This is a genomic window from Actinacidiphila cocklensis, assembly GCF_907177275.1.
Taxonomy (GTDB): Bacteria; Actinomycetota; Actinomycetes; order Streptomycetales; family Streptomycetaceae; genus Actinacidiphila; species Actinacidiphila cocklensis.
On sequence record NZ_CAJSLV010000081.1, the window covers coordinates 201728 to 228418 of the forward strand.

The window sequence follows — 26691 nt, forward strand, 5'->3', positions numbered from 1 at the left end:
ACCGTCAACGAGCGTCGTCCCACGGTATCGCCTTGTTGTGGCGGGGGTCAGCTGGTGGAGGACGCGCCGGTTCCCGACAGCGGCAGCATCGTGGATGCGCGCCCCCCTCCGTGCACTAGCTGGTGGGGGCTCCGCGGTACTACGGGCTCGGGCAGTGCCCACTCGCTCTGACGGCAAGACGGCGGTTGTAACCGGCGGCTCTGGATGCAGCCGTAGCCGAGATCGCGACATCGCCGACTTGGCGACCTCGACCGGCTCTGCGCAGCCGTCGCTGAGCGGGCGTCACCGGCACCGAACTGTTCGTCGACGGCGGCCTCAACCAGATCTGAGCCGCAGTAGGCGAGTTGTTGCCGGTGCGGTGAGATACGCGCAAGGCCGCACGTTGACTGACGTCGAGAGGGCCAGGCGGGAGCGGATCCGGCTGGAGGCCGTGGAACGCTTTGAGGGCGGGGAGAAGAGCCGGGAGATCGCCGCCGTCCTGCGGGTGTCGGAGCGGTCGGTGGAGCGATGGCACCAGGCCTGGCCCGAATGCGGCAAGACGGGGGTCGCGTGCAAGGGTTCGCCGGGCCGACCCAGGCTCAGTGACGTGCAGATCGTCCGGCTGGAGCGGGAGTTGGAGCGTGGTCCGCTGGTCCACGGATGGGCCGATCAGCGGTGGACGCTGGCACGGGTGAAGACGTTGATCGGCCGGCTGGTCCTGGCAGCAGCCGGCCCGGCGGTCCATCGAGCGGGACGACGAGGCGGTCGAGGCATGGAAGAAGGAGACCTGGCCGCGGGTAAAAGCTGTGCGGTGGAGCACGGGGCCTGGATCGTCTTCGAGGACGAGGCCGGGCAGTCGATGACTCCGCCGCGCGCCAGATCCTGGGGCCGCATCGGTCAGACTCCGGTCGTGCGCGGGCGAGGCTCCGGGCGGGTGTCGATGGCGGGAATGACCTGCTTCAAACTCGGTGAGCGATCTCGACTGATCTACGCGATTCGGGAGTACCGGGGCCACAAGGACGAGCCGAAGTGTTTCGGCTGGCGGGACTTCCGCGACCTGGTCGTCCGCGCCCGTGCCCAACTCGGAGGCCCGATCGTGCTGGTCTGGGACAACGCCCGGATCCACCTGACCGCGGCCAAAAGGGAGTTCATTCACGCGAACGCCGGATGGCTCACCATGTTCCAGCTACCGGCCTACGCACCTGACCTCAACCCCACCGAGGGCATCTGGTCGCTGGTCAAACGCGACATCGGCAACCTCACGGCCGCCGACCTCGGTCAGGTCACCCGAGTTGTGAAGCACCGGCTCAAGAAGATCCACTACTGACCGCACCTCGTTGATGGTTGCCTCACCGGCACTGGCCTGATCATGGACTGCTGACCGACGTCACGAGCTCAAGCCCACGATCGGCGCTACAAGGCGGTTGTCCGCTCTGCTTCCGCGAGGTCCGGAATGTGAGTCAGGCGGTGAGCGTCGCGGGACCACATCGACGGCTACTGGTACCAGGCGTCGCCGCCCTCGGCGAGTGAACGGCCCAGGTAGTCCCTCAGGTCTCCTGCGACCCAGCGGCGGCTGTCGGTCTCGTGCTCCCAGACGAAGATGTCCGGGCGCTGGGGTGTCTGCACGAAGGCGAACTGATCCCCGCCTCCGTTGTCCCCGAAGAAGAGAAGAGCGTCGAAAGACATGTACAGCTGGGCGAAGGAGCTGTCGGTGCGGAAGAGAAGGTTCTGGGCAACGATCTGCTCGACGGACCAGACGGTGTCCACCGCGGTGTGCCCGATGATGCCGTCGCACTCCAGGAGCAGCTGCCTCAGATCGTCCGGCAGCCCGCGTCCGAGACGATGCTCCGCGTCAGCGAGGGCTGCCACCTCCGCGGGACTCCGGAACCCCGCCTCATGAAAGACCTCAAGAGCCGCTTCTATCCACATGTCCCGGAGACTACCCAGCGCCCCGCAGAATCTCGAACGGAGAGGTGGTACCCGGCACGCTAACCTCGGGCTTTCACGAGCAGGCTTGTGCGGGTCTTGATCAGACAAGCGGAGAGTGTTTCTGACCTGCAACGATGAGACGTTTCGAGGGTCCGGTCAGCTGCAAGGAGCAACACCTTCCAGGTGAACAAGCGCATCGGGCCGAATCCACCTGTCCGCGCCCCTGTCAGCGGGGCGGGGAGTCTTGCAGGCCGGCGCTGTTCATGGCCGGGTTGGACGCGGTGATATCGGCGGCGCTGATGCCGCGGAGCAAGCCGCGTGCTGCGGACGATCCGGGCAAGGTGCCGCCGCACCGACGGAATGTCATGAAAGGTCGAGGTTAGACGGCAGCAGCGTTCTGCACGCCGCCCATGAGCGCGAGCTGTCTGTGGGTGACTTCGGCCACCACCGGATACGGGCCGCCACCACGCATCGCGGTCTCAGTTCCACGGCCGTCTCCGACACGGTGGCGGTCGTGGCGGACGTCGTCGGAAAGGCGCGTTGTGCATGACCGCGGACCATGCGCAACTTCCCCACTGCGCGGAATTCGAGCAGGTCTTCATCCCTCTCCCACGCTCGGCAAGCCACTCACGCGGCAACGTCGTGAGCCAGCGGGACCGCTTGGAGTGCCCATCCTGACAGGTTCCAGGGACGGGTGGACGCTGCCGCCGCACCTACGGCACAGTTTCGGTCTGTGACCAACGAAGCCGTGGAATCCGAGCCCGCCACCACGAGCCATAGGTTCTCGTTGTGGCGCAACCGGGACTTCATGCTCCTGTGGAGTGGTCAGACGATCAGCGATGTCGGTTCGGCGGTCACGCAGTTGGCGATCCCGTTGGCCGCTGTCGTGCTGCTGAAGGCCACCACGCTGCAGATCGGCATTCTGAGCGCCATGGCGACGCTCCCGTTCCTGCTCGTCTCGCTGCCTGCGGGCGCGATCGTCGACCGCAGGGCAAAGCACAGGCTGATGATGTGGTGCGACATCGGCCGCATGCTGCTGGTCGGCTCTGTCCCGCTCGTCACGATCCCCGGCCTCGGCCTGCATCTGACGTACGTCCACCTGCTGGTCGTGGCACTGCTCAACGGCATCCTCACGGTTTTCTTCGACGTCTCTTACCACAGCTACCTTCCCGTCCTGCTGGAGCGGGAGGAGCTGATCGACGGCAACAGCAAGCTGGGGACGACGGGATCGTTCGCGCAGTTCGCCGGGCCTTCCATCGGCGGCGCCCTGATCGCCCTGCTGGGTACGGCCCGCGCCATTGCCACCGACGCCTTCTCGTACGGCCTTTCGGCCCTGTCGCTGTCCCTGATCCGCAGGCCGGAACCCGCGCCGGAACCGCGCGCCGAGGGACGGAAGCTGCGGCACGAGATAGCCGAGGGCCTGAGTTTCGTCCTCAGGCACCCGATCCTCCGCAAGGTCATCGCGGCCACCGCGACCTCGAACTTCTCCTCCTCGATCTCCATGGCGATGTCCATGGTCTTCCTGGTCCGCGTCCTGCAGGTGAAACCCGGCTACGTGGGCCTGATCTGGTCCCTGACCGCCATCGGCGGCATGGTCGGCGGGATGACGGCCGGGAAGTTGTCCAAGCGTTTCGGCAGCGCACGGCTCATCTGGATCGCACCGCTGTTCCTGGGACTGCCGGTGCTGCTGCAGCCGCTGGCGCAGCCCGGTTGGGGCGTCATCCTCTATGCGGTCAGCTACTTCTTCTTCAGCTTCTACGCCATCGTCTACAACATCGCTGCGATCTCCTACCGCCAGGCGATCACCCCGCCGGAACTGCTCGGCCGGATGACCGCCAGCTTCCGCTTCATCGTGTGGGGAACGCTTCCCATCGGCGCGGCGCTCGGAGGCGTGCTGGGTTCGCAACTCGGCGTCCGCCAGACGATCTGGATCGGCGTCAGCGGGATCTGGCTCTCCGGGTTCTGGGTCCTTTTCTCGCCGCTGCGCAGGATGCGGGACATCCCCTCCTCGTCTGAAGAGGCGGACAGCGAGTCGATGGAAGCCGAGTTGGTGCAGTAGCTTCCGGGATAGCCTCGGGGCTTCACGAGCGGTGACTGTTCGAGACTTGATCAAATGAATGAGAGTGCTGCTGACCTGCAACGATGGGACTTGTCGAGGGTCGTGTCATGCGCAAGGAAAGAAGCACTTTCCAGGTGAACAAGCGCTCCTCCGCGAGTCTTTGGACCTTGTGCGGGCCGCACGCGCGATGCTGCCGAACGGGGTGGCGGATATCCCCGCATGAGCCCGCCCGTCGCTCGCTTACGAAGATCTGCGGCAGGCGCGCGTCTTTCGCAGCAGACGACTGGCTTCCCATCGGTGATCGAGCGTTCACTGCGCCCCCCGCCGCGGCCGGCCATCACGCCCGGAGGGTCGACTGGCTTCTCTGCTTGCCACATTTGCCACATAAAGGCAGTTCTCGAAGTTGCACGTATAGGACGAATCGTGAAAAAGCTTACCGCAGGGGATGATCCGATTTCGGAAGAGTGTCGCGGCAGCCACCGCCCCTATGGAGGGTCCGACAAAGTAGATCCAGAGAGTTGCCCACAATTCCTCGAGTAGCGCAGGACCAAAACTGCGAGCCGGGTTTAGGCTGGCTCCGGAGTAGGGGAATGAGAAAAACGCGAGGAAGATGCCGAAAAGGCCACCTGCCGCAGCGGTAAAGTGCGCGATCCTGGGTCTTATGATAAATGTCAGGATGAGCGACATGAAGAGGAAGGTTGCCAGCGTCTCGATTCCAAGGGCTACCCATATGCCGGCGTGCCCCGGAAGCGTGGCTCCGAGGCGGACGTTGGAAGCTCGCGCGCCCCAGACGAACCTCACCGCTGCCGTGCCCGCGACGGCCCCGGCGAACTGCGCGACGATGTACGCAACGGCGGCTTTCGTCGTGAGTTTGCCCAGTCTGAAGAATGCCAGGGTAACGGCAGGATTTATGTGACCGCCGCTGATGCGGCCGAGTGGCGAATAAATGATCACAGTTGCCGATGCAGAGAAAAGAAGAACGCTCAAGAATCTCCTGATGTAGTCGTTCGGAACCAGCGTGAGCAGGGGTGACCCGGAAGAGAAATTGAAAATAGCAGCGCTGAGGCCGCATGCGAGCAGTAGGGCGGTGCCCAGGAATTCCGCGATAATTTCGCGCCGCCCGATCACTGCACTGCCACTCCCCACTGATTTCTGCCGGGCGCCAGTTGTCGAGTCCCGGAATGCGGCCCGGTGCGGATGGTCAATTCGGGTACTCGGACCCTCCAAGCGGCTCCTCGCTCCGGACACCGGCGCGGCAGGGCTGGTGCAGAACCGCATGTCGTGAAAACCGACCCGGGTCGACGGTCAGTGCACGAGTTCAGCAACGGCGACTGCCTCGAGACGCGCTTCCTCGGGGCTGGCGCAGTCATCCAATGCCGCTAGATACCGCTCAGCGTCCAGGGCGGCGGCGCATCCGATTCCCGATGCGAGGATCGCCTGCCGGTACTCGTGGTCGACGACATCGCCGCACGCGAACACGCCGTCCAGGTTGGTCAGCGTGGAGCGGCCGTGTACCGCGATGTAGCCGGCGTGGTCCAGAGCGACGCTTCCCTTGACGAGGCCGACCTGGGGGTCGTGTCCGATGGCGACAAAAAGACCAGTGACCGGCAGTTCGGTCTCCTCCCCGCTCCGAACGTCCCGCAGGCGCACGCCGGTGACCTTGTCCTGCCCCAGGATGTCGACGACCTCGCTGTTCCATTCGAAGACGATCTTGTCGTTGCGGCGTGCCCGCTGCCGCATGATCTTGGAGGCCCGCAGGCTGTCGCGGCGGTGCACTACGGTGACCTTGCGTGCGAATTTCGTGAGAAATGTCGCCTCCTCCATAGCGGAGTCCCCGCCGCCGACGACTGCGATGTCCTGGTCGCGGAAGAAGAAGCCGTCGCAGGTGGCACACCAGCTCACGCCGCGCCCGGTCAGCCGCTTCTCGTTCTCCAGCCCCAACTCGCGATAGTGGGATCCCATCGCCAGGATCACGGTTCTTGCCCGATGGATCGTCCCGGTGCTGTCGACCAGCTTCTTGACCTCGTCCTCAAGCGCGGCCTCGACAACATCATCGACCACGAAGTCCGTGCCGAACCGCTCGGCCTGCGCCCGCATCTTCTCCATGAGGTCCGGCCCTAGCACACCGTCAGGGAAACCCGGGAAGTTCTCCACTTCGGTGGTGTTCATGAGCGCGCCTCCGGCGGCGATGGCCCCTTCGAACACCAGGGGATTCAGGCCGGCGCGCGCTGCATACAGGGCTGCGGTATAGCCGGCGGGACCGGAACCGATGATGATGACCTCGCGGACGGCGTCAGTCACGTTGATCGCCTACTTGATGAATCGAGAGGGGATCAGCCGGTTCCTCATGGGGGCGAGGACCCACCGTCCCTGGCGTGGCGTCCGCGGGAGGTTCAGCCTGGCGTACGCCTGTTCGATCACCACGGGGTAGCGGGCCTCGGGTGAGCGGTCGTACTCGACGAAAGCCGCCGCGGCATCGGCGCCGACTGCCAGTTCTCGCACCAGCCTGTCATGGGTGCCCGCGTTGCCGAGGATCCAGCCTCCGCCGTGCACGTACAGGATGATCGGGCAGCCCGGAGGCGGCACCGACCGGCTTGACTACGCGCACCCGCACGTCGCCTACGTGTCGCGCCAGCGATTCCTTGGGCTGCCGACTCGAGAACGGGCTTGCCCATCGTCTCTCCTTGCTGCTGGGCCCGCAGTTCCGTGCCCGCGCTCAGAGGACGGACGACCTTGCCGGAGCGCAGGATCCCCCTTGGCCAGTCTGACGCCCGCGATGATGAAGCGCATCCGGGGCGACGTGAACAGGCGCTCACACTCCCGGGACAGCTTTTCCAGTCACCCAACGGCCGCGTCGTACGGACAGTCGCAGACCTCGAATCAGGGCCAGGGCAGCGGACTCATGCCTGGGCAGCTGACTCAGCGCGGCACGTCCTATTCGTTCAGCGCGCCTTCCTGCTGTGCATCCTTCACACAAGAGCCGGACCAGGACCGGTCAGCGCCTGTTCGACTTCCCCGGTATGGAGAGTGCAGGCTGACCGCTCAGCCGACCGGGCTGACGCCCTCCTGGAAGACGTTGATGAAATTTCCGTCGTTGTCCCTTATCGCGGTGGAGATGCTTCCGTCGCCGAGGTCCATCTGCTCCCACACGATCGTGACGCCCAGCTCGCGGAAGGTCTGCGTGACGCTGCCCAGGTCGTCCACGCGGAAGACGAGGGCCTTGTTGCCGATCGGCCGGATGTGGGCGGGCGGCTCCGCGGTCAGCTCAGGGATCCGGAAGCCGTCGGCGGGCTGGAGCAGCTCGAGCCGGAAGCCGGGGCCCTGCAGGAAGGCCACGTCAGCGCCGATGGCGTCGAAGCGGGACCTCGCCAGCAGCGTGAGGCCGAACACCCGGTTCCACCAGCTGATGGAAGCGTCGAGGTCGCTGACGGTCGTCGTGACGTTGTGCAGGCTGTAGGAGAAGCGCGGCTGGTCGCTGGTGGTCATGGTGATCCTTCGTTGAACTGCGGTGGGGCCCCGGCTGTGAGCGCACGTGAGGTGCAAATCGCGATGCCGGCACACCGGAGTGCGCGGGCGCCGAGGAATGCGAATTGGCGTCACTGAGCGTGACCACGCAATGGAGCGATGATCGGTGCCGGCAGCGGGTGCAGCGGGCGGGCGTACCGCACACTCACAGGTCCAGAACGACCTCTCCGGCGGGTTTGGAGCAACAGATCAGGATGTTGCCATCGCCCGGGGGCTCCACGGGATCGGGAGAGTAGTCGACGGACCCGGACATCAGGGCGAGTTCACAGGTGTGGCAGACGCCGGTGCGGCACGACCACTGGACCGGTACGTCGCAGGCCTCGGCGAGTTCGAGCAACGACTCCTGGGCGTCGTTCCAGGGGACGTTCAGGCCGCTGCGAGCGAACGACACCTGTGGGCCGGCGCCTGCCGGACCCGCGGGTTGGTGGGGCGCGGCTGCCGCAGCGGCGCCTTTGATCCCGGGGGTGATGGCAGCGCCTGAGCCGAAGATCTCGGTGTGGACGCGGGAGGCGTCAAGGCCGTAGTCCACGAGCGCGGCGGTGAGGCTGTCCATGAAGGCGGTCGGCCCGCACAGGTACGCGTCGGCGTCGGTCGGCAAGCCGAGCCGGCGGACCGGCTCGGGCGCCAGTCGGCCGGTTGCGGCGTAGTCGACACCCTGCCGGTCGGCGCTGTTGGGTTTGCTGTAGTAGACGGTCGACCGTGCGTCGGGGAGTGCCGAGACCAGGTCGTGGCTTTCCTGTGCGAAGGGGTGCTCGGTGCCGTCGCGGGCTCCGTGCAGCCACCACACCGGGCGGGTGGAGCGGTCGCGTGCGAGGGCGTGCAGCATGGCCAGGACCGGGGTTGCGCCGACACCTGCGGACAGCAGGAGCACGGGGTTGTCACCGTCGGCCAGGCAGAACGTGCCGCGGGGCGCTGCGGCTTCCAGCCGGTCGCCGACGCGGATATGGGCGCGCAGCTCGTTGCTGGCGGCGCCGTGCGGTTCGACCTTCACGCTGATCCGGTACGTGCCGGTGCCCGGCTCGCCGGAAAGCGAGTAGCTGCGGATGAGGGGCGGAGCGCCGCCTTCGGGCTGGACCTTGACGGTGATGAACTGGCCCGGAAGGGCGGCCGGGAGCTCCGAGCCGTCGGCGGCAGCCAGACGCAGGGAGAACACGCTCCGGCTCTCGGGCTGGATGTGGGTGACGGTCAGCGGGCGGAAGCCGGGCCAGGCGGGCGGTGGCGCGGTGGCTGCGGCGTTGAGCCCGGCGCTTCCGGAAGAACCCCCGGCTTCCTGGCTGTCGTCCTGGTCCAGGAGGGTCTTCATGGATTCTTGCCAGCCGGGGCTGAGGGCGGGGATCCGCAGTGCCCTCTCGACCTGTTCGCGGGTGTGGCCCGGCAGGTAGAGCACCCGGTCGAGCTCTTCGACGCTCATGGCCTCCGGGCCGGTGGACTCCTTGACGATGTCCTGCCCGGCCTCGACCTCGCCTTCCTCGATGACGCGCAGGTAGAAGCCGGGGCGGTGGTGGGCGACGAGCAGTGCCGCCATCTGGGGCTCGCCCATGCGCAGACCCACCCGATAGCAGGTGACTCGCGGCTGGGTGACCTCGAACAGGGCTCCGCCGATGCGGTAACGGTCGCCGATGCAGACTTCGTCGTCGGGCAGGCCGTCGACGGTGAAGTTCTCGCCGAACGCGCCGGGGGCAAGCTCGTCGCGCCCCAGCTTCTTCTCCCAGAAGCGATAGGAGTCGAGCTGGTAGACCAGCACCGCACGCTGCTCACCGCCGTGCCCGCCGAGATCTCCCTGGCCGTCGCCGTCGATGTTCAGCCGCCGCACCATCCGCGGCCCGGCCACGGTCTGCTTGTAGACGCCGGTGTGCACGGTCTTACCGTGCCAGGGAACGTCTTTCGGCATCCCGACATTGACTGCTGTCAGTGTGGCCACCACGCCGCCTTCCCTGGGACGCGCTCACCGTGCCGCTGCGGCCGGGAGGCGCACCTTCTCAACCGCCGCGTCCGCTGACGGACTGCCGGCGCGGATGTGTCTGGCTGCGGCCTACGTGAGGACGCGTCCGAGGAATCCGTGGATGTATCCGCTGATCGCGTCCAAGTGCGTCTCGAGGGCGAAGTGACCGGCGGGCAGCAGGTGGACTTCGGCGTCGGGCAGGTCACGGGAGAAAGCCCGCGCGCCGTCCGGCCCGAATATCTCGTCACGCTCGCCCCAGACCGCGAGCAGCGGCACCTGGCTCGTGCGGAAGTACTCCTGCAGTTTCGGATAGCCGTCGATGTTCGTGGGGTAGTCACGGAACAGCGCCAGCTGGATCTCGTCGTTGCCGGGCCGTTCCAGCAGGAGCTGGTCGAGGGTCCAGGTGTCGGGGCTGACGAGGCTGGTGTCGGACGCGCCGTTCTCGTACTGCCAACGTGTCGTGCTGGGGCTGAACTTGGCCCGCGCGCCCGGCTCCGTCTCACGGCTGGGATCGGTGGCGTAGGCGAACAGGTCGTCCCAGAAGGGCTTGGCGAAGCCCTCCATGTAGGCGTTGCCGCTCTGCGAGATGATCGCGCTGACGTCGAAGGAAGGGTCGAGCGCCAGGCGCCAGCCGATCGGCGCTCCGTAGTCGTGCACGTAGATGGCGAAGCGTTTGATGCCCAACTGGTTGAGAAGTCCCGCAGTGATGCTTGCCAGATTGTCGAAGGTGTAGTCGAACGCGTCCACCTTGGGCATGGCCGAGTGGCCGTATCCGATGTGGTCGGTGGCGATCACGTGATAGTCATCGGCCAGCGCGGGGACGAGGTGGCGGAACATGTGCGAGCTGCTCGGGAATCCGTGGAGCAACAGCACGACCGGTGCGTCGCTGGGACCCGCTTCTCGGTAGAAGACCTTCTGGCCGTTGACGGTTGCCGACTTGTGTCGCGTGGGGAGCACATCAACCTCCTGCGCCGTCCGGCGCGGAAATGCGTCAAATCCACCCGCTTGCGGCTCACTCGATGCATGCAGCGAAGGGGCGGTCGTCGCGGAGCCCCGGGGGCGATTCTCCCCCTAGGCGATGTTATGGCCCCGCGGCAGATGACGCCGACTGCCACCTCCCACGCTAACCCTGACCTTCGGGAGGGACAACGCGACACAACAACATCAGGGATCTCCCGGCCCGCGAGCGGTGCGCGAAATGACAGAAGCCGACACCTTGTGGAATGAGAAGATTCCATAGCGTCACGACAGGCCGTCGCAGGCCGCCCCGATCTACGCCTCTCCCGTGGAGTGATTCTGATCGTTTCAGGCAGTGTCATCACCTTCACGGCGCTGTTCTGCGGCGGCTGTGCGGCTACGCTGGGGAGCGAAGGTTTCTGAGAACCAGCGCGCGACAACGCGATGTCCGTGGCCTGCTTCGGCGCGGTATGGGCATCACTTCGACCGTATATTCGACCGTATAGCGGCGGTGCTCGATTTAACTGACAGTAGTGAGGAATAGCTCAATGCGCCATTCTCGTCAGGCTTCCTATCATGAGGGTGAGTTGGCCGCCCAAGAGCGCGCTGGATTCCGTGAGAGCGCTGAACATCTGCGCGCGATCATCGATGACCGTCTTCCACGCGGTGCGGCGGGCTTTCTGGCTGAGCTGCGATTCCTTGTTGTGGGTGCGGCCGCGCCCGATGGTCAGGTCTGGGCGTCGATTCTGTACGGACGTCCGGGATTCCTTCGGGTGCTCGGCCCTCGTGAGGTCCTTGTCGCAGCGCGCCTGCTGGACACGGATCCGTTGGCGGCGGCATTGGCCGACGCCGCGCAGGTGGGGACCCTGGCCATCGATCTTCCTCACCGGCGGCGTCTGCGAATCAACGGTCGCATGGAGGCCGCGCAGGATGGGTTCAGGCTTACCGTGGATCAGGCATACGGCAACTGCCCCAAGTACATTCAGAGCCGGGAGCCGCAGAAGGCCGCACCCGCCCACGCGGTGCCCCATGTGACGCAGGGAAGCGAACTGCGTCCAGAGCAGCGGCATATGATCGACACGGCGGACACGTTCTTCGTTGCCTCTACCTCCACAACGGGTGATGCGGATGCCTCCCACCGCGGGGGGAACCAGGGGTTCGCCAACACTCCCACTCCGCAGCGGGTGCAATGGCCCGAGTATGAAGGCAACACGATGCTGATGACTCTGGGTAATCTCACGGTCAATCCGGCCGCGGGCCTGTTGTTCGTCGATTGGCGGTCCGGCACGACGCTGCAGTTGACAGGCACGGCCGAGATCGACTGGAGTATGGGCACCGCCGCCGATATCCCCGGGGCGGAGAGAGCAGTGGACTTCCACGTAAATCAGGTGGTCCAGACCGACCTGCCCGACGGCTCACTGATCTGGTCCGCGCCGCAGTTTTCGCGCTTCAACCCGCCGGCGCCGCGCGGGGCAGCAGGGTGACGGCCGCGTCCAGCTCGGCGCCGGCCGGCTTCAGCGACAGCCCGGTCGGCTGGTGCACCACGTGGAACAGCAGTTCGTCGTGGTGCACCCACTCCTCAGGAGCCCGCTACAGGGAGAGCAGCGTGCCGGTACGCATGTAGCGGGCGTAGTCGTCCTCGCCCTCGCCGCTCAGGATCGGTTTGGAGTAGTCACGAGCCGTTGTCCATCTCCTTTCCCCTGGTTACCGGTGACCGTCGAAGGCCGCGAATCGAAGTTCGCTGGTGTAGGACGAGCCACCGACCCGTAGCCACAAGTCGTGCGGGGCAGGCAGCATTTCGGAGAACTGGACCTCGCCGGCCCGCCGCGCGAACCGGATCAGCTCGCGCACCAGCAGCGGGCTGTCGAGGTCGACGTAGACCGGCTTGCCCTCAGCGTCGGTGCGGGCGAAGACGTGCTGCGGCAGGCCGATCCGGTCGCGCAGCCGGCGCAGCGCCAGGAACGCGTCCCGCCCGTCCTTGGCAACCACCTGCGCGGCCGGAACCGACCAGGCCCGTCGGGACAGCACCAGGTCGCCGTACTCGACCCGGCGCAATGTACCGCCGGTGGGCACCTCGAACAGCGAGCCGGTGCGGCGCTTGGGGAAGCCGAAGACCTGCATCGGGTTGTATTGCAGCCGGAGCCAGTGCAGCGGCACGGTGATCAGCCGTACCGTCCGGCTGGTGGCCCGCTCCACCAGGCGCAGACCGTCCGGGTCCAGCCGCACCAGCAGGTCGGCGTAGTGCCGGCGCAGCTCGGCGGGCAGCGGCGAGCGGTCGGCGGCCTCGATCTCCGGGCACTGCGGGGGGTACCGGACGAAGGTCTTGTCCAAGTGGCGGACGGTGGCGTTCCAGATTGTCTCGCCTTCGCCGATGAGGTCCTGATAGGACGCCAGCACCTGTTCGGCGATGTCAGGGTGCTTGGCAGCGACGTAGGGCGAGAACATGCCGTGGGTCAGCAGTTCCTCGTCGGCGTGCACCTCACCGACCACCAGCCGGCCCGGTTCGGCCAGTCCGGCGGCAGTGGGGGCAGCAGCCAGCATGAGGTCGATGTTGCAGACGGCGGGTATCCGGGGGGCATGGGTGGCAAGGAACTTCTCCAGGCGGGCCTTCCGTTCGTCACCGTCACCGGGCCCCCCTTCAGCGGAACCGAACGCGCCGGCCGCCTCGGCCAGCCGGTCGTGCCAGGACGCCAGGGTGTCGGTGACCTGGGCGAAGGCCGGCGCCAGGCTGGCTTCGTCGTCGGCGTAGCCGCGCAGGTAGTCGTTGACGGAGGCGGTGCCGGACGGGAAGCGCTTGGCGAACCAGTCGGCCAGCACATCGTGTTCGAGCCGCTGGCTGAGCCGTGGCAGGAACAGGAAGGCGTCGGTGATCAGCGGCAGTGCCCGCTCCACCCGCTCGGTGACGGGCCGGCCGAGCACCACCGGATCCAAGCGGCCCACACTCTCCTGGTAGACCGGGGAGCGGTCCTGGTAGAAGCCGCCATGGCCGCGCTCGGCCGAGACGCCGACAGTCCGCTCCAACAGCCGGCCGAGCCGTTCCAGCGCCGCTGCGCGCGCGGTGCGGTCGCCGTCGGCGTGCAGCCGAATCGCCTCGGCGCAGCAGGACACCAATTCCCGGAGTTCCGGGGAGTCCTGGGTTGCGGCCAGGTCGGTCAGCAGCGGCATCACGTCGGCCAGCCCGTAGGGCAGTTCCGGGCCCGGGATGACCAGGCCGCGGTCCGCCAGCCTCCGCAGGCCCGGCCCGGCGTCCCGACCGAGAGTCGCGCCGATCTGCGCGACGGTCCGGGTGCCGTCGCAGTACACCAGGATCTCCCGGTCCTCCGCCGTCAGCTGGACATCGGGATCGCGCGGGCCGACGATGCCGGCGACCCGGCCACGCTGGTCGAAGTCGAACCGCAGGTGGTCGACGACAGGCCCGTCGAACGCCACTCCGGGAGCCCGGCGCGGAACCATACCGGCGCCGCCGTCCGCCGCGTACCAGGCCGTGATCGCCTCGGCGGCCCAGCGGGACAGAAACGCCAGGTGCCGCAGAGGGACTTCGGCCCACTGCGATTCACCCTCCGGATCGAAGGTGCCGACGGTGAACGGACCGGCGTGGCCCGTCGAGTCGTTCTTGGCGCAGACCCGCTGCAGGTAGAGGGTGAGCGGGTCCACCCGGTTGCGGTCCTTGGACTTCCAGGCGGCCGGATCGGTCCGGTCCAGCCAGTGCTCGATGAGGGCGCAGGCACCGGGGTTGAGGGCGAACACCGCCTCGCGCAGCGACTCGTTCCGGGCGAAGCGCTCGAACACGGTCAGCCGTTCAGCGGCGAGCGCGGTGTCATAGCGGACCCGGTACTCCGCCGTCGCCCGGTCCACCACGGCAGCGGCGGCCGCCCGGTCGGCGGTCGACCCGCGCTCGGCCGCCAGCACCTCGTCCGCCGCGACGGCGGTCTCGGCGTCGGCCAGCTCGGTCAGCCACTCAAAGGGAAATCCGGCCATCCGCAGGACGAACGGCTGTGCACGCATACCAGCGGTCTCCTCTCAACTCGCCTGGGTGTGAATCGTTTGGGCGCAGACGGCTCCGACCGCGCGCTGGAACCGGTCCATCGCGTCCGGCCGCTGCTCGTGCGGCCGCGGGTGGTCCACCACAACGTCGGTGAACCCCAACTCCGCGCAGGCTCCGGTGAGATCGGCCAGCCGGTCCGGACTCTCCCAGGGGTCGGCGGAGATCCGGCCCAGGTGCACCAGCCGGCGCAGGCTGCCCGGGTCCCGGCCGACCTGGGCGCAGGCCCGCTCCAGCCGGTCCAGTTGGGTTCGCAGCGTGCTGAGCGCCTGCTGCCCGGTCTCGGCGCCAGGCCGGCGCGGGTCGCCGATCGTCACCCAGGTGTCTGCGTGTGCCGCGGTCAGCCGCAGCCCGCGCGGGCCGGTGGCGGCGACGGCGAACGGCACCCGGGGCGTCTGCACGCAGCCCGGGACCATCGGCACGTCCACCGCCTGGAAGTAGCGGCCGTGCCGGGTGGTGACCGGCTGGCGCAGCAGTGTGTCCAGCATCGTCACGAACTCCTCGAACCGGTCCGCGCGTTCGGCCGCCGAGAGCTCCTTGGCGCCCAGCGCGTCCGCGTCCGGGCCGGCCACCCCCGCGCCGAGCCCGAGCACGAACCGGCCGCCGGACAGGTGGTCGACGCCCATCGCCTGGGTCGCGGTGGTCACCGGGTGCCGGAAGTTCGGGCTGGCCACCAGCGTGCCCAGGGTCATCCGCTCGGTCCCGGCCGCGGCTGCGGCCAGTAGCGTGAAGGAGTCGAACCAGGGCCGCCCCCGCGCGCCCCGCCATGACAGGTGGTCCAGTGTCCAGGCATGGGCGACCCCGAGCTCTTCGACCCGGCGCCACATCCGGATGCCCTGCGGGCCGCTGAACTCGGGCAGCACCACCACGCCGACCCTCACGGCTCGGCCACCAGGCTGCTCAGGCCGGCCCGGGACAGCGCGCTGACGATCCCCGGCTGGTGATCGGCCACATACCGCCCGAAGCAGCCCGCTCCTCCCCCGTCGATGACGAACGGGCTCATCACCGGGTTGGCCGAGACCCGGACGATCTCGCCGGACTCCTCCAGCACGTCGACCGGCATCGGCACGGACGGCACGACCTCCTGCACGATGTGGCTGTCGCCGGCCACCGCCCGCTCCACCAGCGCGGCCCACTCGGCTGGCTCGGTGCGGCCGCCGAAGTGCACCTGCGCGCCGGACATACCGGTGAAGCCCTTGATGACGAACTGCTCCGGGCGCTCCACCAGCAGCTTCGGCAGATCGTAAGAGGCGCCGCGCCACACCGTTTCGCGGTCGCCGAGGATCCGGGTCCACGGCAGGTAGCGGGCGGCCAACTCCCGTTCCCGGTCAGTCATCCAGGGCTGGCCCTCGGACAGCAGGCCCAACTGTCGCTTGGTGTGCAGGAGCCAGGAGCTCGCTGACGGGAGCAGCCGGAAGCCGCGGGCCTGGGCCGCCCGCACCGGGCTGATGTCGTAGCCGAGTTGCTCGGCGTCGTGCACGTCGAACTGCGCCAGGCCCAGCGGGTGGCGCAGTGGGCCGCCGTCGGCCGGGCCGATGCCGTCGACCAGGTCCTCGAAGTCCAGGTGTACGGCGTTGATGCCGTGTTGGCGCAACAGGTCGGCCTGCTGCCGGAAGTGCCGCAGCGGGGTGTTCGGGCCCCACTCGCGCGGCGTGCCGACCAGCACCACCGACGGCGGCACGCCCAGCTCCCGGCAGGTGTCCTCGATCAGCCGGGCCAGCCGCGGGTAGGCGCCGACCGAGACGAAGGCCGGCAGTCCGGCCTCCTCCCGGATCCGCTGCCAGCCGCGCTGGTAGAGCTGGAAGTGCAGCAGGCCGCCGAAAGCCCCGCTTACGTTGAACTCGACGAACTTCGGCCCGTCCGGGCCGAGCACCACGTCCGGCCGGGCCAGGTCGGCGCAGTGCCGCAGCTCCCAGGCCTCGTCGTCGGTCCAGTAGGGACAGTCGGCCCGGTCCAGCCGCAGCGCGGCGATCCGGCCGGCGGTGTCGGGCCCGGCCAGCTCGGCGGAGCGGCGGATCAGCGCCAGCAGGGCGGCGGCGGCGTCGATCAGCTCGCGGTAGGCCGGCTGGGGCAGTACGAACGGCTGCAGCGCCATCGGGTACGGCGGGAACGGCAGTTCCCGGAATTCCTCGCGCATGATCTCGGCGATCCGCGCGACCGGCAGCCCGATCTCGGGGGGCTCCGACCGGGCCGACAGCCAGGGCGCCGCGACAGGCGCGTTCACGCCGGTGCGGGGGGCGGCGGTACTCATGGCTTGCTCCTTGCTGGCAGGAAGTCGTCGAGGTGGACGGTGCGGTAGCCGGGGCTGTTCGGGCAGGCGTGGGCCAGGTCGAGTCGGGCCGGCCGCTGGTCGTCGTGGAAGTAGACGGCGCCGAACTCCTGGTCGCCGACCAGCTCCAGCACCGGGTTGGCGACCAGGAAATCGCGCACGGCCGGGGTGTCGCGGCGGGCGTGGAACCAGACCCGCAGCCCGCCGAGGTGGTTGGGGGCCAGCTGCAAGCGCGGCGCGAACCGGCGTTTCCACTGGAACAGCCCGCGGCTCAGCCACGCCTCCATGCCGCCCAAGTCGACGTTCCTGTAACCGTGTTCGTCGGCCCATTCGAGAAGCAGGTGGTAAAGGGCCTTCATAGCGCCCAGCTGGTACATCTCCTCGGTGCCGTCGAGGACGCCGAGCAGCCGGACGGTGATGGTCGCTCCGTCCGCGGAGCGGCGGCACAGCACGCCGGCCACCCGTTCGCCGTCGACGGTGACAAAGGCCAGCACCCCGGATCGGAACAGGTTTTCCAGCGCGCTGGCCTCCGGCTCGCTGCGGGTCCGCGCGCCGTGCCGGGAACGCATGGTGGGCACGTGCATCCGACGGTAGAAGAACCGGAAGGACTCCTCGTCGGTGGCCACGTCGAACGCCCAGACACGCTCCTTGCGGCGCGCGGAGAACCACTGCCGCTCCCGCTTGGACACCGCGCGCTGCCACTGCTCCCGGCCGCCTGACAGGCCGACCACCAGGTGCAGGCGGAAAGGCAGCACCAACGCGTGCTCGGTCGGCAGCTCCGCCGCCTGCTCGGCGTGGCAGCCCACCGCGACCAGATCGGCGTCCGGCAGCACGCCGCCGAACAGGTCGGCACGCCGCACCCGGCCCCGCCGGACGGCGGTCGTCGGCGCGCCGCCGGCCTCCCGGCATGCTTCCAGGGTCTGCCGGACCCGTCCGATGCCGACCGGAACGCCGGCGTAACCCAGACTGGGCCCGTTCGGATCGGCCGAGGACACCGTCGAGACCAACGGCACCAGGTGCCGCTGCAACGCGCCGCGCACGCCGAGCAGCGCCGGATGGTCACTCTGCTCCCAGGCGTACCGTGCCCGCAGGGGCACGCCCCAGGCCGTCGACGCACCCGAACCGCCCGCACCAGTCATATCGATCAGCCCCTTCACCCCGGTCCCCCGCTCCTGCCGTTCACTCCGGTCATCCCGGTGCCTCCAGCTGCCGGCGGGTGCGCAGCGCCCACCGGCTGGCCGGCACCGTCGGCAGCGCGCCGGCCAGGAACACCCCGGCCAGCGTCAGCCAGCCCGCCACGCCCCAGCCGACCAGCAGCGTGGTCATCACCATCGGGGCGAAGCTGAGCGCGGTGGCCGAGCCGGCGGCGAACGTGCTCTGGTACTCCCCGTGCGCCTCGTCGGGGGTCAGCCCGACCGACAGACCCCAGCCGCTGGCCGAGAACAGCAGCTCGCCGAAGGTGTGCACGGCTGCCGCCAGCAGCAGCACCGCGACCACCACCATGCCGCCGCGCTGGTAGCTCAGAGCGAACAGCAGGCAGGCGACGGCCAGTGCCACACCGCTGAAGGTGCCCAGTCGGGCAGCCCCGGCGACCTTGTCGGCCGCCCGGCTGACCCGGTTCTGGAACGCGACGATCGCCACCGTGTTGCCCGTGACCAGTACCCCGATGGTCCACAGCGGCGCCTCGGTATGGGTGGTGACCCACAGCGGCAGGCCGGTGTCCAGCACCCCCCAGTTCAGCGCCAGCACCCCGCTGAGCGAGGTGATCAGCAGGAACGGCCGATCGCGCAGCACCCGCATCCCGGGCCCGCCGGGGGTCCGGGGCACCGGGGGCACCCGTTCCACCCGCAGGGTCAGCATGGCGGCTGCCAGGTTCAACACGGCGTACAGCACCACCAACGCCAGGTAGGCCGCCCGCCGGTCCAGAACCAGCACCAGCGCGCCGAGCGCCGATCCCACCGTCAGCCCGACATGCTGGATCACCCGGTTGGTGGAGATCGCCTGCAGCCGGTCGCCGCCGGTGGTCAGTCCGGCCACCAGAGCGACCCGGATGCCCGGGGCGATGCGCTGCGCGGTCACCGCGACGAGCGACACCGCCATGAAGCCCCAGAACTCCGAGACCAGCAGGTAGCCGAGGGTCGCCAGGCCCTGCACCATGCCCAGGCAGACCAGCACCTCCCGGGTGCCCAGCCGGTCGGCCAGGTAGCCCAACGGGCTGCCGAGCACCAGCGAGACAACCCCGGCCGCGGTGACCCCAGCCCCGAACGAGGTCGCGGACAGCCCGACCGAGCGGGTGAAGAAGACCGCCCAGCAGGTGAACCAGGCCCCGGTGCCGAGGGTCAGCACCAGGGTGGCGAGCTGCACCTCGGCCAGCGGGCCGGACACCAGCCCGGCCAACCGGCCGGGCTGGCCGGGGGATGACGCGCGGGCCGACCGCCGCAGGATCCGGCTCACGGCGTGCCGATGGCGGCTTCGGCCCCGGCGGCGACCGCCCGGCGGGTCACCTCCAGCAGGCCCGCGACGTCGGTGACCGCGGTGCGCCGGTCGGGCGGCAGCGCCACGAAGTCCCTGGTGCTGTAGGTGCCCGAGCCGTGCACCAGGATGTCGGTCTCCTCCACCAGGCCCCGGTCGATCGCGTTCAGGATGCCGGTGAGCGCCATCACCAGCGACCATTCCCGCAGGTCACGGGGGTCGACCGGGATCTTGACGCCGACCCGCCCGAGCATCCCGCGCAGCACCGGGTAACGCTGCAGCACCTCGTGGAGCGAGACCACGATCCCGCCGCCGCCCTGCCGCTGGATGATCGCGTTCATCTCGGTCGAGGTCACCGGGCGGCGGGTGTAGAAGGTCGGGTCGAGGATCTCGGCCGGGTCGAAGGTGGCGGCCGGAAACCGCGGGTCCTGGTCCTGCCGGTACAGCATGCTGGCCTCGTCCAGCGTGTACGTCGGCCGGCCGGCCGGGTCGGCGGAGCCGTGGTACAGGTTGAGCACCATGTCGGCGGTGTCCAGGTGCTGCACCAGCAGGTAGTGCGCGGTCGGCTTGCCGCCGGCCGCCGCGGCCCGGCGGCGGGCCCCCAAGTCGTGGCCGAGCAGTCCGTAGGCGCTGGAGACGGAGTGCACGTGCAGCCGGCCCACGGCGGCGGGCAGGAACTCCTCCTCGGCCGCGGCCCGGATCACGTCGGCCACCAGGTAGTTGCCGATCTCCAGCGTGTACCAGAGGTGCACGCCGAACTCCGCCAGGATCTCGTCGGCGTGCTGCTCCACCAGGGCTTGGGCCAGCGCCTTGACGTCGGCCCGGTCCTCCCCGTCGAACGTGACCACCGGGTTGCGGGTGCGCAGCACCGGGTCTGTGGCCAGCGGCGAGTCCCAGAGCTTGTGCGCCGACGAGCCCGGCACCACCACCACGATGCCCAGCTGCTCGGGCGTGGCCAACCCGGTCTCGTAGGCGCGCAACACGGCGTCGCGCAACGCGGTGACCTTGTTGCCGGAGGAGGGCGAGACCAGCAGGACCGGCTCGCCGGTGCGCTGGATGAACTCCACGGCACGCGCCACGATCATCAGCGAGGGGCCGGTCTTGGTGGTCCGTGCCCGCGGGTTGCGTGACAGGTCCAGCAGCCGCAGCCGCCGCCCCTGGTACTGACCGAGGTCGGCAACCGCCAGCTCGCAGGCGGACAGGTAGCTCCGCAGCCGGTCGTCGACCGGTGGCAGGGCGAACCCCGGGTTGAAGGCGGTGGCCTGCGGGTCGCGGTCCGCGCCGAGGGCTTCGAGCGCGCCGGTGACGTCGTCGGCGTAGCGCAGCAGGGCGTTCTCGATGACGACGGTCTCCGCCGGGGCGACGGTCGCGGCGCCGGTCATGGCAGTTCCTCTCGGTTCGGGGGTCTGGTCGCGGGTGGTCGGGGCGGTCAGCCGGCGACCACGCGGTCACCGCGCAGCAGGCCGGCTTCGGGCGCCTGAGCGGCGGGTCCGGTGCCCTTCGCGGTCACGGGCACGGCGGCCGGGTCATCGCCCTCGTGCAGCGCCCGGTTCTCCCCGTCCACGAAGACCACCTTCGGCGCCAGTTCGCGCGCTTGGTCGTCGCGGACCGAGGCGTAGCTGATGATGATCACCAGATCACCGGGCGAGATCAGCCGGGCGGCGGCGCCGTTGATCCCGATCACGCCGCTGCCGGCCGGCCCGGGGATGACGTAGGTGGTGAGCCGGTTGCCGTTGTCGATGTCCACCACGTCGACCTGCTCGCCGGGCAGCAGGTCGGCGCGCTCCATCAGGTCCGTGTCGATGGTCAGGGAGCCCACGTAGTGCAGGTCGGCCTGAGTCACGGTGGCACGGTGGATCTTGGATTTCAGCATGGTGCGGTACACGGGACCCCCAGTCGGACGGGTGCTTGTGGTGGTCGAGGTGGTCAGGCCAGCCGGACGTTGTAGGTCCGCATCCAGATGTCGGCCTCGAGCAGCGGCAGCAGCAGGTGTGCCGCGTTGAGCCAGGTCATGGTCTTCTCGGCGCGGGTCCGCAGCTCCTCGACGCGCTGCCGGTCCAGCGCGCCGAACAGCGGTGAGGACCGGTCGGCGAGCAGCTTGTCGATGCCGCGGATGACGTCGACCTCGTAGGACGGGTCATGGGTGCCGGGGTAGGCGCTTTTGGGCCGGGTCAGGGTCTGCTCCGGGACGAGGCCCCGCGCGGCCAGCCGCAGCGGCGACTTCTCCCGGCCGTCGGCGATCTTCATCTGCCACGGGATGTTCCAGGCGTACTCGACCAGCCGATGGTCGCAGTAGGGCACCCGGACCTCCAGGCCGTTCGCCATGCTCATCCGGTCCTTGCGGTCCAGCAGGTAGAGCAGCGGCCGTTGCATGCTCAGGAAGAGCACCTCGCGCATCCGTGCGCTGTGCGGATCCTCTCCGGGCAGTCGCGGCACCCGGGCCAACAGGGTGCGGTAGCGGTCCTGTTCGGCCTCGTCCGGCCGGATCCTGGCAGCCACGTCGGGTGCCAGGCAGTCGGTGAGCCGGGGTGCGTCGCCCAGCCATGGGAAGCCGTCCCAGGAAGTGGTGCGCGGGTCGTGGTACCAGGGGTATCCGCCGAACAGCTCGTCGGCGGCCTCGGCGGACAGCCCCACCGTGGAGCGCTTGCGCATCTCGGCGAAGAGCAGGTACATCGAGGTGTCGAACTGCCCCAGGCTCGGCAGGTCGCGCGAGGCGCGGGCACCAGGCAGCACCTCGACCAGGTCCCGGGTTTGCAGCGTCACCGGCACGTGGTCGGTGCCGAACTGCTCTGCGGCCAGGCGGGCGTAGGGGGCGTCGATCTCCGGGCGCAGCACGGTCGGGCTGAAGTGCTCCTCGTCGCCCTCGAACTGGACGCAGTAGGTAGTCAGCGGGTCGTGGCCGGTGCGAGAGTACTCGCGGGCGGCCAGGGCGCTCACATAGGTGGAGTCCAGGCCGCCGGAGAGCATCGACGACACCGGGACGTCGGCTACCAGCTGACGCCGCACGATGTCCTCCAGCAGGTCGCGGACATGGCCGACGGTGGCGTCCAGGTCGTGCGGGTGCGGGGCGCTCTCCAGCGCCCAGTAGCGGTGTTCCCGGGCGCCGCTGCGGTCGATCCGGACGATGTGCCCGGGTTGCACCTCCTTCAGGCCGCGCAGCGGCGTCTCATGGGGCAGCCCGAGGCGGGCGTTGAGCAGGATCGGGAGGTCCTGCTCGTCCAACAGCGGGGTGAAGCGCGGGTTCGCCATGATGCCCTTGGGCTCGGAGGCGAACAGCACTCCGTTCGTCATCTCGTAGTAGTAGAGCGGCTTGACGCCCATCCGATCCCGGATCAGCACCAGCGCCTCGTGCTCGGCGTCCCAGACCGCGAAGGCGAACATCCCGTTCAGGTGCTCGGCGCAGGCCGCCCCCCACTGCCGGTAGGCGTGCAGCACCACCTCGGTGTCCGAGCGGGTCTGGAAAACGTGGCCCAGGTCGGCCAACTCCGAACGCAATTCGGGAAAGTTGTAGACCTCGCCGCTGTAGACCAGCACGGTCGGGCCGCTGGGCCGATCCCGGTCGGCCAACATCGGCTGCCGGCCGCCCTCGATGTCGATGACGGCGAGCCGGCGGTGGCCGAGGGCGGCGTGAGCGGATACCCAAAGTCCGCTGTCGTCAGGACCGCGCAGCCGCATTGTCTCGACCATTCGGTCCAGAATCGGCCGATGCGTTCTGAGGTCCTCGCCGAAGTCGACCCAGCCGACGATTCCGCACATTGGTCCGCCCCTGACTGAGGATCACCTATGTTCCTCAATTCGCCTGGCCGTTAGTATCAGCGCGATCGGCGACAGTTCGACGACACTGCGTCGACAGCAACGATGGAAGAAGTTCCCGGACCACAAGTCCGAAAGGGAGGCCTTTCCCATGCTCTTATGCCTTTTGGGGCCATTAGCGATCGTCGATGACTCTCATGCCGAGATCGTCCTGCCGCACGGCCGGCTCAGGACCTTACTGGCCGCGTTACTGACCCGGGCGAACCAGACCGTCCCGGTGGACGAGCTGGTGGATATCGTCTGGGACAGCCAGCCGACCGCGGACGCCGAACGCACGGTGCGCAGCTACATGGCCCGGCTGCGCCGGGCGCTGGGCCCGGCTGTCAGCGCCCGGATCCATACCGGTTCCCCCGGCTACCAGTGCGAACTGGACGTCCACGAGCTTGACCTGTCGCGCTTCGAGCAGCTCTGCGGGCAGGCCCGGGCGGCTGCGGCCGAGCAGGCCTGGCCGCTGGCCACCCGACTGTTCGCCGAGGCCCTGGGGCTGTGGCGCGGCACTCCGCTGAGTGACATCACCTCAGATCTTCTCCAGGCGAGGGAAGTCCCGCGCCTTGAGCAACTGCGATTACAGGCCGTCGAGGACCACATCGAGGCGCAGGTGCACCTCGGCCGGCACCAGCACCTGATCCCCGAACTGCAGGACTTGACCACGCGTTTCCCGCTGCGCGAGCGTCTGCACGTTCAGTTGATGCGCTCGCTGGCCGGTGCCGGCCGCCGGGCCGAGGCGCTTGACGCCTACCACAGCGCCCGCCGGACGCTGGTCGACCAACTCGGCATCGAGCCGGGCCCGGAGCTGCGCCGGCTGCAAGAACGGATCTTGGACGGCGACACTTCGCTGCTGGCCCCGCGTCGGCCCGGCGCGATCCGGGAGTTGGACGCGGTGGTAGCCCCCCGTCAATTACCGTCTTCAATTCGGCACTTCGTTGGCCGTGAATATGAACTATTGCTGCTGAACCAATTGTTGACCGAGCAGACTGATGTCGGCGGCGGGGCCGTGATCGCAGCGATCGACGGCACGGTCGGCACCGGCAAGACCGCGCTGGCCGTGCACTGGGGCCACCGGCACGGCGACCGTTTCCCCGACGGGCAGTTGTACGTCGACCTGCGCGGTGCCGACCCGTTCGACGTGCCGGTCACGCCGGCGGCCGCGGTGCACGGGTTCCTGGTCGCGCTGGGCGTGCCGGCCCGGCAGATCCCGCTGGACGTCGGCGAGCAGCTCGCGCTGTACCGCTCGCACCTAGCCGCCCGCCGGATGCTGGTGCTGCTGGACGACGCCCGGGACGCCGACCAGGTCCGGCCGCTGCTGCCCGGCTCGCCCGGCAGCGTCGTGCTGATGACCAGTCGTACCCGGCTGACCGACCTGGTGGCCCTGGACGGCGCGGTGCCGATCACCCTCGACCCACTGGCTGATTCCGAGGCGCACGACTTGCTGGGCCATCGGCTGGGCACCGAGCGGGTGGAACGCCAGGGACCGGCCGTCGCCGGGCTGACCGAGCTGTGCGCCGGCCTGCCGCTGGCGCTCAACATCGCCGCGGCGAAGGCCATCGCGGAACCGGACCGGCCGCTGGCCGAGCTCGTCGGGGAGCTGCGGGCCGCGCGCCGGCGGGTGGGCCGTCTCCGCCCGGACGGCGACGGAGACGGCAGGGACACCGGGGATCCGGATCCGCTCCCGGACCACGGCGCGACCGACGAGCGCAACGCGGCCCTATGGGCCGTCCGGACCTTCGCCCCCGAGGTGAACCGGGCGTTCCGAATGCTGGCCGTCCAACCGGGGCGGGAAGGCAGCGTGCCGGCGCCGGCCGTGCCCGACACTCCCGCGCCGGGCGTCGCCGGCCTCGGCACCGTGCCGGCCCCCGTCCCGGGCGTCGCCGCGTGCCTGCCATGCCACTGCGCGGCCGAGCACCCGGGCCTGCCGCACTGCTCCCTGACCCGCCTGGCGGCACCGGCTCCGCACACCCAGCCGCACCTGCCCCCCGCCGTCCTGAACACCGCCTGGTCGGAGGCCGAGTACGCCAACCTGGTGGCCGCCTGGCTGGCCGCCCTGGCCGCCGCCGATCGACTGTCCGACCCGGTGACTTGGATCCGGGCCCGCCGAATGATCGGCCACGCCTACGGCGAGTTGGGCCAGTACGATCAGGCGCTGAACTACCTGAGCCAGGCACTCGCGCGGATCGCCGAGCATCCCGATCCGCTGGAGCAGGCGCACACCCACCGGCAGCTGGCCCGGACCTGGGACGGCCGCCGGGATGACCGCCAGGCACTGCACCACGCGGCCTGTGCGCTGCGCCTGTACCGCAGACTCAACCAGCCGATCTGGGAGGCGTACGCGCTCAACCAGGTCGGCTGGTACGCGGCCCACCTCGGCCATCCCGACGCGGCGCGCGGGCACTGTTCGGAGGCGCTGACCCTGCACCGCCGGCACGGCAACTTGGACGGGGAGGCGAACACCCTCGACAGCCTCGGCTTCATCGAACACCTCACCGGTGGCCACGAGCGAGCAGTTGAGCACTACCGGTCTGCCCTGAACCTCTACCAGGTGCTCGGCAACGTGCCGCAAGCCGCTACCATCCTGGGCAATCTCGGCCATGTGTACGCCGACTCCGGGGACCCCTCGCAGGCCCGGCAGGCCTGGACCGAGGCGGCGGCTCACTACCGGGAGGTGGGGCGCACCCGGGACGCCGAGCAGGTCGAACTCCGGTTGGCCGCAGAGCCCGGGTGAACAACCGACGGCGGGGACTCCAGCGCGAACCACGGACACCGGCAGCTGGTCGACTTCGCCCGCGACATGCTGCGGATCACGCACACTCCCCGGTCCCGGACCAGTGTCCCAGGGAAGGCACGTGTGGCTGGCGTGAAGCAGTCGCGTGCAACGTGTTCAGTTACGGACCCACGCCTGGGTGCCGCTCGGTGCGTCCGCAGAGGGACATCTCGACGTGGGTATCATGCCGACGTCATCTATCGAGGGAGTGAACGGTTCTGTCCAGCCGATCAGCTGCCGCGCTCCGGTCGCGGTACGTGGAACAAGCCGCTTCGGATCTGGAGGAGAACCGTCGGCGGCAGCAGGAGCTGGCGGAGAGGCTCGCAGTGCTGAGGCAGGAGGAGGCCCTCCTGGGAGAGATCCTCAACCTCGCCGAGCGCTACAAGGGCTTCGCGGACAGGTCACGGCTGCCGGAGCAGTTGCAGGACGAGGTCGTCGTCGCGAGGGCGAAGCAGGCCCCTGCCGCGGCCGGTTCACGGCGCGAGGCTCCGGCCAGGACCGCCCCGGCGAAGACGGGCACGAAGGGGAAGTCGCACCAGCCTCTGCTCGGTGACCTCCTGCAGGACCTGCTCGGCAACCACGACGAGCCGCGCTCGGCGAAGGAGCTGCGGGACGAGCTTCTGAAGCAGAACCCGGACCGCAACCCCACGCCGCAGGTCGTGCGGAACACCCTGGAATCCCTTGTCGCCAAGGGAAGTGCGCAGCGGCACAAGCAGCAGCACTCCGTCATGTACACCCTCGTTGCGTCGGCTCGTCGCTAGAGCCGCGCAGTCCGCCGGGGAGCCTTGAAGAGTGCGGAATCCTGTTCATGCCGCACACCGGAGTCCAGCACTCGCCGCCGACGGGGCCGGCGCCGACCACGATGACGTCACAGTGGGGGTGTTCTCGGGGCAATGTGACCTCAGGTGGACGGGCGGATGCCGAAATACGTCGGCGCCGTAGGCGA

The 26691-nt window shown here is 69.1% G+C and carries 20 protein-coding genes and 1 pseudogene; 5 read left to right on the plus strand and 16 right to left on the minus strand.

Features of this window, described 5'->3' with window-relative positions:
- Positions 1-358 precede the first annotated feature (358 nt).
- Positions 359-1306, plus strand: a complete 948-nt coding sequence (locus NFU81_RS41395; RefSeq protein ID WP_422665326.1) for a transposase — start codon at positions 359-361, stop codon at positions 1304-1306.
- Positions 1307-1473: 167 nt separating this feature from the next.
- On the opposite strand, the gene NFU81_RS29940 is transcribed toward NFU81_RS41395, so the two are convergent.
- Positions 1474-1848: an SMI1/KNR4 family protein gene (locus NFU81_RS29940; RefSeq protein ID WP_251496643.1), complete on the minus strand. Its 375-nt coding sequence runs from the start codon at positions 1846-1848 to the stop codon at positions 1474-1476.
- A gap of 793 nt (positions 1849-2641) precedes the next feature.
- On the opposite strand from NFU81_RS29940, the gene NFU81_RS29945 reads away from it, so the two are divergent.
- The gene (locus NFU81_RS29945) at positions 2642-3967 is read left to right on the plus strand and encodes an MFS transporter (RefSeq protein ID WP_251496646.1); all 1326 of its coding nucleotides are present in this window, start codon (positions 2642-2644) and stop codon (positions 3965-3967) included.
- Positions 3968-4276: 309 nt separating this feature from the next.
- Here NFU81_RS29945 and NFU81_RS29950 read toward each other — a convergent pair whose 3' ends face one another.
- The 6 genes and pseudogenes from NFU81_RS29950 to NFU81_RS29975 form a co-directional block, all read right to left on the minus strand.
- Positions 4277-5095 (minus strand): MIP/aquaporin family protein, encoded by an 819-nt coding sequence (locus tag NFU81_RS29950; RefSeq protein ID WP_251496648.1) that lies wholly within the window; start codon positions 5093-5095, stop codon positions 4277-4279.
- Between the two features lie 177 nt (positions 5096-5272).
- The gene (trxB, locus tag NFU81_RS29955; RefSeq protein WP_251496651.1) at positions 5273-6268 is read right to left on the minus strand and encodes a thioredoxin-disulfide reductase; all 996 of its coding nucleotides are present in this window, start codon (positions 6266-6268) and stop codon (positions 5273-5275) included.
- A 99-nt stretch (positions 6269-6367) separates the two neighbouring features.
- Positions 6368-6587 (minus strand): annotated as a pseudogene (locus NFU81_RS29960) (alpha/beta hydrolase); the annotation flags it as partial.
- Between the two features lie 422 nt (positions 6588-7009).
- On the minus strand, positions 7010-7453 hold the full coding sequence (locus NFU81_RS29965; RefSeq protein WP_251496653.1) for a VOC family protein: 444 nt from the start codon (positions 7451-7453) through the stop codon (positions 7010-7012).
- A 184-nt stretch (positions 7454-7637) separates the two neighbouring features.
- Positions 7638-9383, minus strand: a complete 1746-nt coding sequence (locus tag NFU81_RS29970; protein ID WP_251496656.1) for an MOSC and FAD-binding oxidoreductase domain-containing protein — start codon at positions 9381-9383, stop codon at positions 7638-7640.
- A gap of 141 nt (positions 9384-9524) precedes the next feature.
- Positions 9525-10391 (minus strand): alpha/beta fold hydrolase, encoded by an 867-nt coding sequence (locus NFU81_RS29975; protein WP_251496659.1) that lies wholly within the window; start codon positions 10389-10391, stop codon positions 9525-9527.
- A gap of 548 nt (positions 10392-10939) precedes the next feature.
- On the opposite strand from NFU81_RS29975, the gene NFU81_RS29980 reads away from it, so the two are divergent.
- Positions 10940-11875, plus strand: a complete 936-nt coding sequence (locus NFU81_RS29980) for a pyridoxamine 5'-phosphate oxidase family protein (RefSeq protein WP_251496661.1) — start codon at positions 10940-10942, stop codon at positions 11873-11875.
- On the opposite strand, the gene NFU81_RS40875 is transcribed toward NFU81_RS29980, so the two are convergent.
- The 9 genes from NFU81_RS40875 to asnB form a co-directional block, all read right to left on the minus strand.
- A complete protein-coding gene (locus NFU81_RS40875; RefSeq protein WP_274037745.1) occupies positions 11841-11963 on the minus strand; it encodes a hypothetical protein in 123 nt (40 codons plus the stop codon). The genes NFU81_RS29980 and NFU81_RS40875 overlap by 35 nt on opposite strands.
- A gap of 132 nt (positions 11964-12095) precedes the next feature.
- Entirely contained in the window at positions 12096-14396 is a 2301-nt protein-coding gene (locus NFU81_RS29985; RefSeq protein ID WP_251496663.1) for a lantibiotic dehydratase family protein, read from the minus strand.
- A gap of 15 nt (positions 14397-14411) precedes the next feature.
- On the minus strand, positions 14412-15314 hold the full coding sequence (locus NFU81_RS29990) for an LLM class flavin-dependent oxidoreductase (protein WP_251496666.1): 903 nt from the start codon (positions 15312-15314) through the stop codon (positions 14412-14414).
- The gene (locus NFU81_RS29995) at positions 15311-16684 is read right to left on the minus strand and encodes a hypothetical protein (protein ID WP_251496669.1); all 1374 of its coding nucleotides are present in this window, start codon (positions 16682-16684) and stop codon (positions 15311-15313) included. Before NFU81_RS29995 ends, NFU81_RS29990 begins: the two co-directional genes overlap by 4 nt.
- On the minus strand, positions 16681-17841 hold the full coding sequence (locus NFU81_RS30000; protein ID WP_251496672.1) for a GNAT family N-acetyltransferase: 1161 nt from the start codon (positions 17839-17841) through the stop codon (positions 16681-16683). Before NFU81_RS30000 ends, NFU81_RS29995 begins: the two co-directional genes overlap by 4 nt.
- A gap of 49 nt (positions 17842-17890) precedes the next feature.
- Complete coding sequence (locus NFU81_RS30005; protein WP_251496675.1) at positions 17891-19156, minus strand: MFS transporter; 1266 nt, start codon at positions 19154-19156, stop codon at positions 17891-17893.
- Entirely contained in the window at positions 19153-20556 is a 1404-nt protein-coding gene (locus NFU81_RS30010) for a DUF6002 family protein (RefSeq protein ID WP_251496682.1), read from the minus strand. Before NFU81_RS30010 ends, NFU81_RS30005 begins: the two co-directional genes overlap by 4 nt.
- A gap of 47 nt (positions 20557-20603) precedes the next feature.
- Positions 20604-21059, minus strand: coding sequence for an aspartate 1-decarboxylase (gene panD / locus NFU81_RS30015; RefSeq protein WP_251496685.1), 456 nt, complete (start codon positions 21057-21059; stop codon positions 20604-20606).
- Positions 21060-21100: 41 nt separating this feature from the next.
- Positions 21101-22930 (minus strand): asparagine synthase (glutamine-hydrolyzing), encoded by a 1830-nt coding sequence (asnB, locus tag NFU81_RS30020; protein ID WP_251496688.1) that lies wholly within the window; start codon positions 22928-22930, stop codon positions 21101-21103.
- Between the two features lie 148 nt (positions 22931-23078).
- On the opposite strand from asnB, the gene NFU81_RS30025 reads away from it, so the two are divergent.
- Both NFU81_RS30025 and NFU81_RS30030 read left to right on the plus strand, forming a co-directional pair.
- A complete protein-coding gene (locus NFU81_RS30025; protein WP_251496691.1) occupies positions 23079-25706 on the plus strand; it encodes an AfsR/SARP family transcriptional regulator in 2628 nt (875 codons plus the stop codon).
- 257 nt (positions 25707-25963) lie between these two features.
- A complete protein-coding gene (locus NFU81_RS30030) occupies positions 25964-26506 on the plus strand; it encodes a hypothetical protein (RefSeq protein ID WP_251496841.1) in 543 nt (180 codons plus the stop codon).
- Positions 26507-26691 lie beyond the last annotated feature (185 nt).

Coding starts and splice junctions, on each gene's coding strand:
- NFU81_RS29965 (WP_251496653.1), bottom strand. CDS start 7,453: ATGACCACCAGCGACCAGCCGCGCTTCTCCTACAGCCTGCACAACGTC.
- NFU81_RS29970 (WP_251496656.1), bottom strand. CDS start 9,383: ATGCCGAAAGACGTTCCCTGGCACGGTAAGACCGTGCACACCGGCGTC.
- NFU81_RS29980 (WP_251496661.1), top strand. CDS start 10,940: ATGCGCCATTCTCGTCAGGCTTCCTATCATGAGGGTGAGTTGGCCGCC.
- NFU81_RS29985 (WP_251496663.1), bottom strand. CDS start 14,396: ATGCGTGCACAGCCGTTCGTCCTGCGGATGGCCGGATTTCCCTTTGAG.
- NFU81_RS29995 (WP_251496669.1), bottom strand. CDS start 16,684: ATGAGTACCGCCGCCCCCCGCACCGGCGTGAACGCGCCTGTCGCGGCG.
- NFU81_RS30000 (WP_251496672.1), bottom strand. CDS start 17,841: ATGACTGGTGCGGGCGGTTCGGGTGCGTCGACGGCCTGGGGCGTGCCC.
- NFU81_RS30010 (WP_251496682.1), bottom strand. CDS start 20,556: ATGACCGGCGCCGCGACCGTCGCCCCGGCGGAGACCGTCGTCATCGAG.
- asnB (WP_251496688.1), bottom strand. CDS start 22,930: ATGTGCGGAATCGTCGGCTGGGTCGACTTCGGCGAGGACCTCAGAACG.
- NFU81_RS30025 (WP_251496691.1), top strand. CDS start 23,079: ATGCTCTTATGCCTTTTGGGGCCATTAGCGATCGTCGATGACTCTCAT.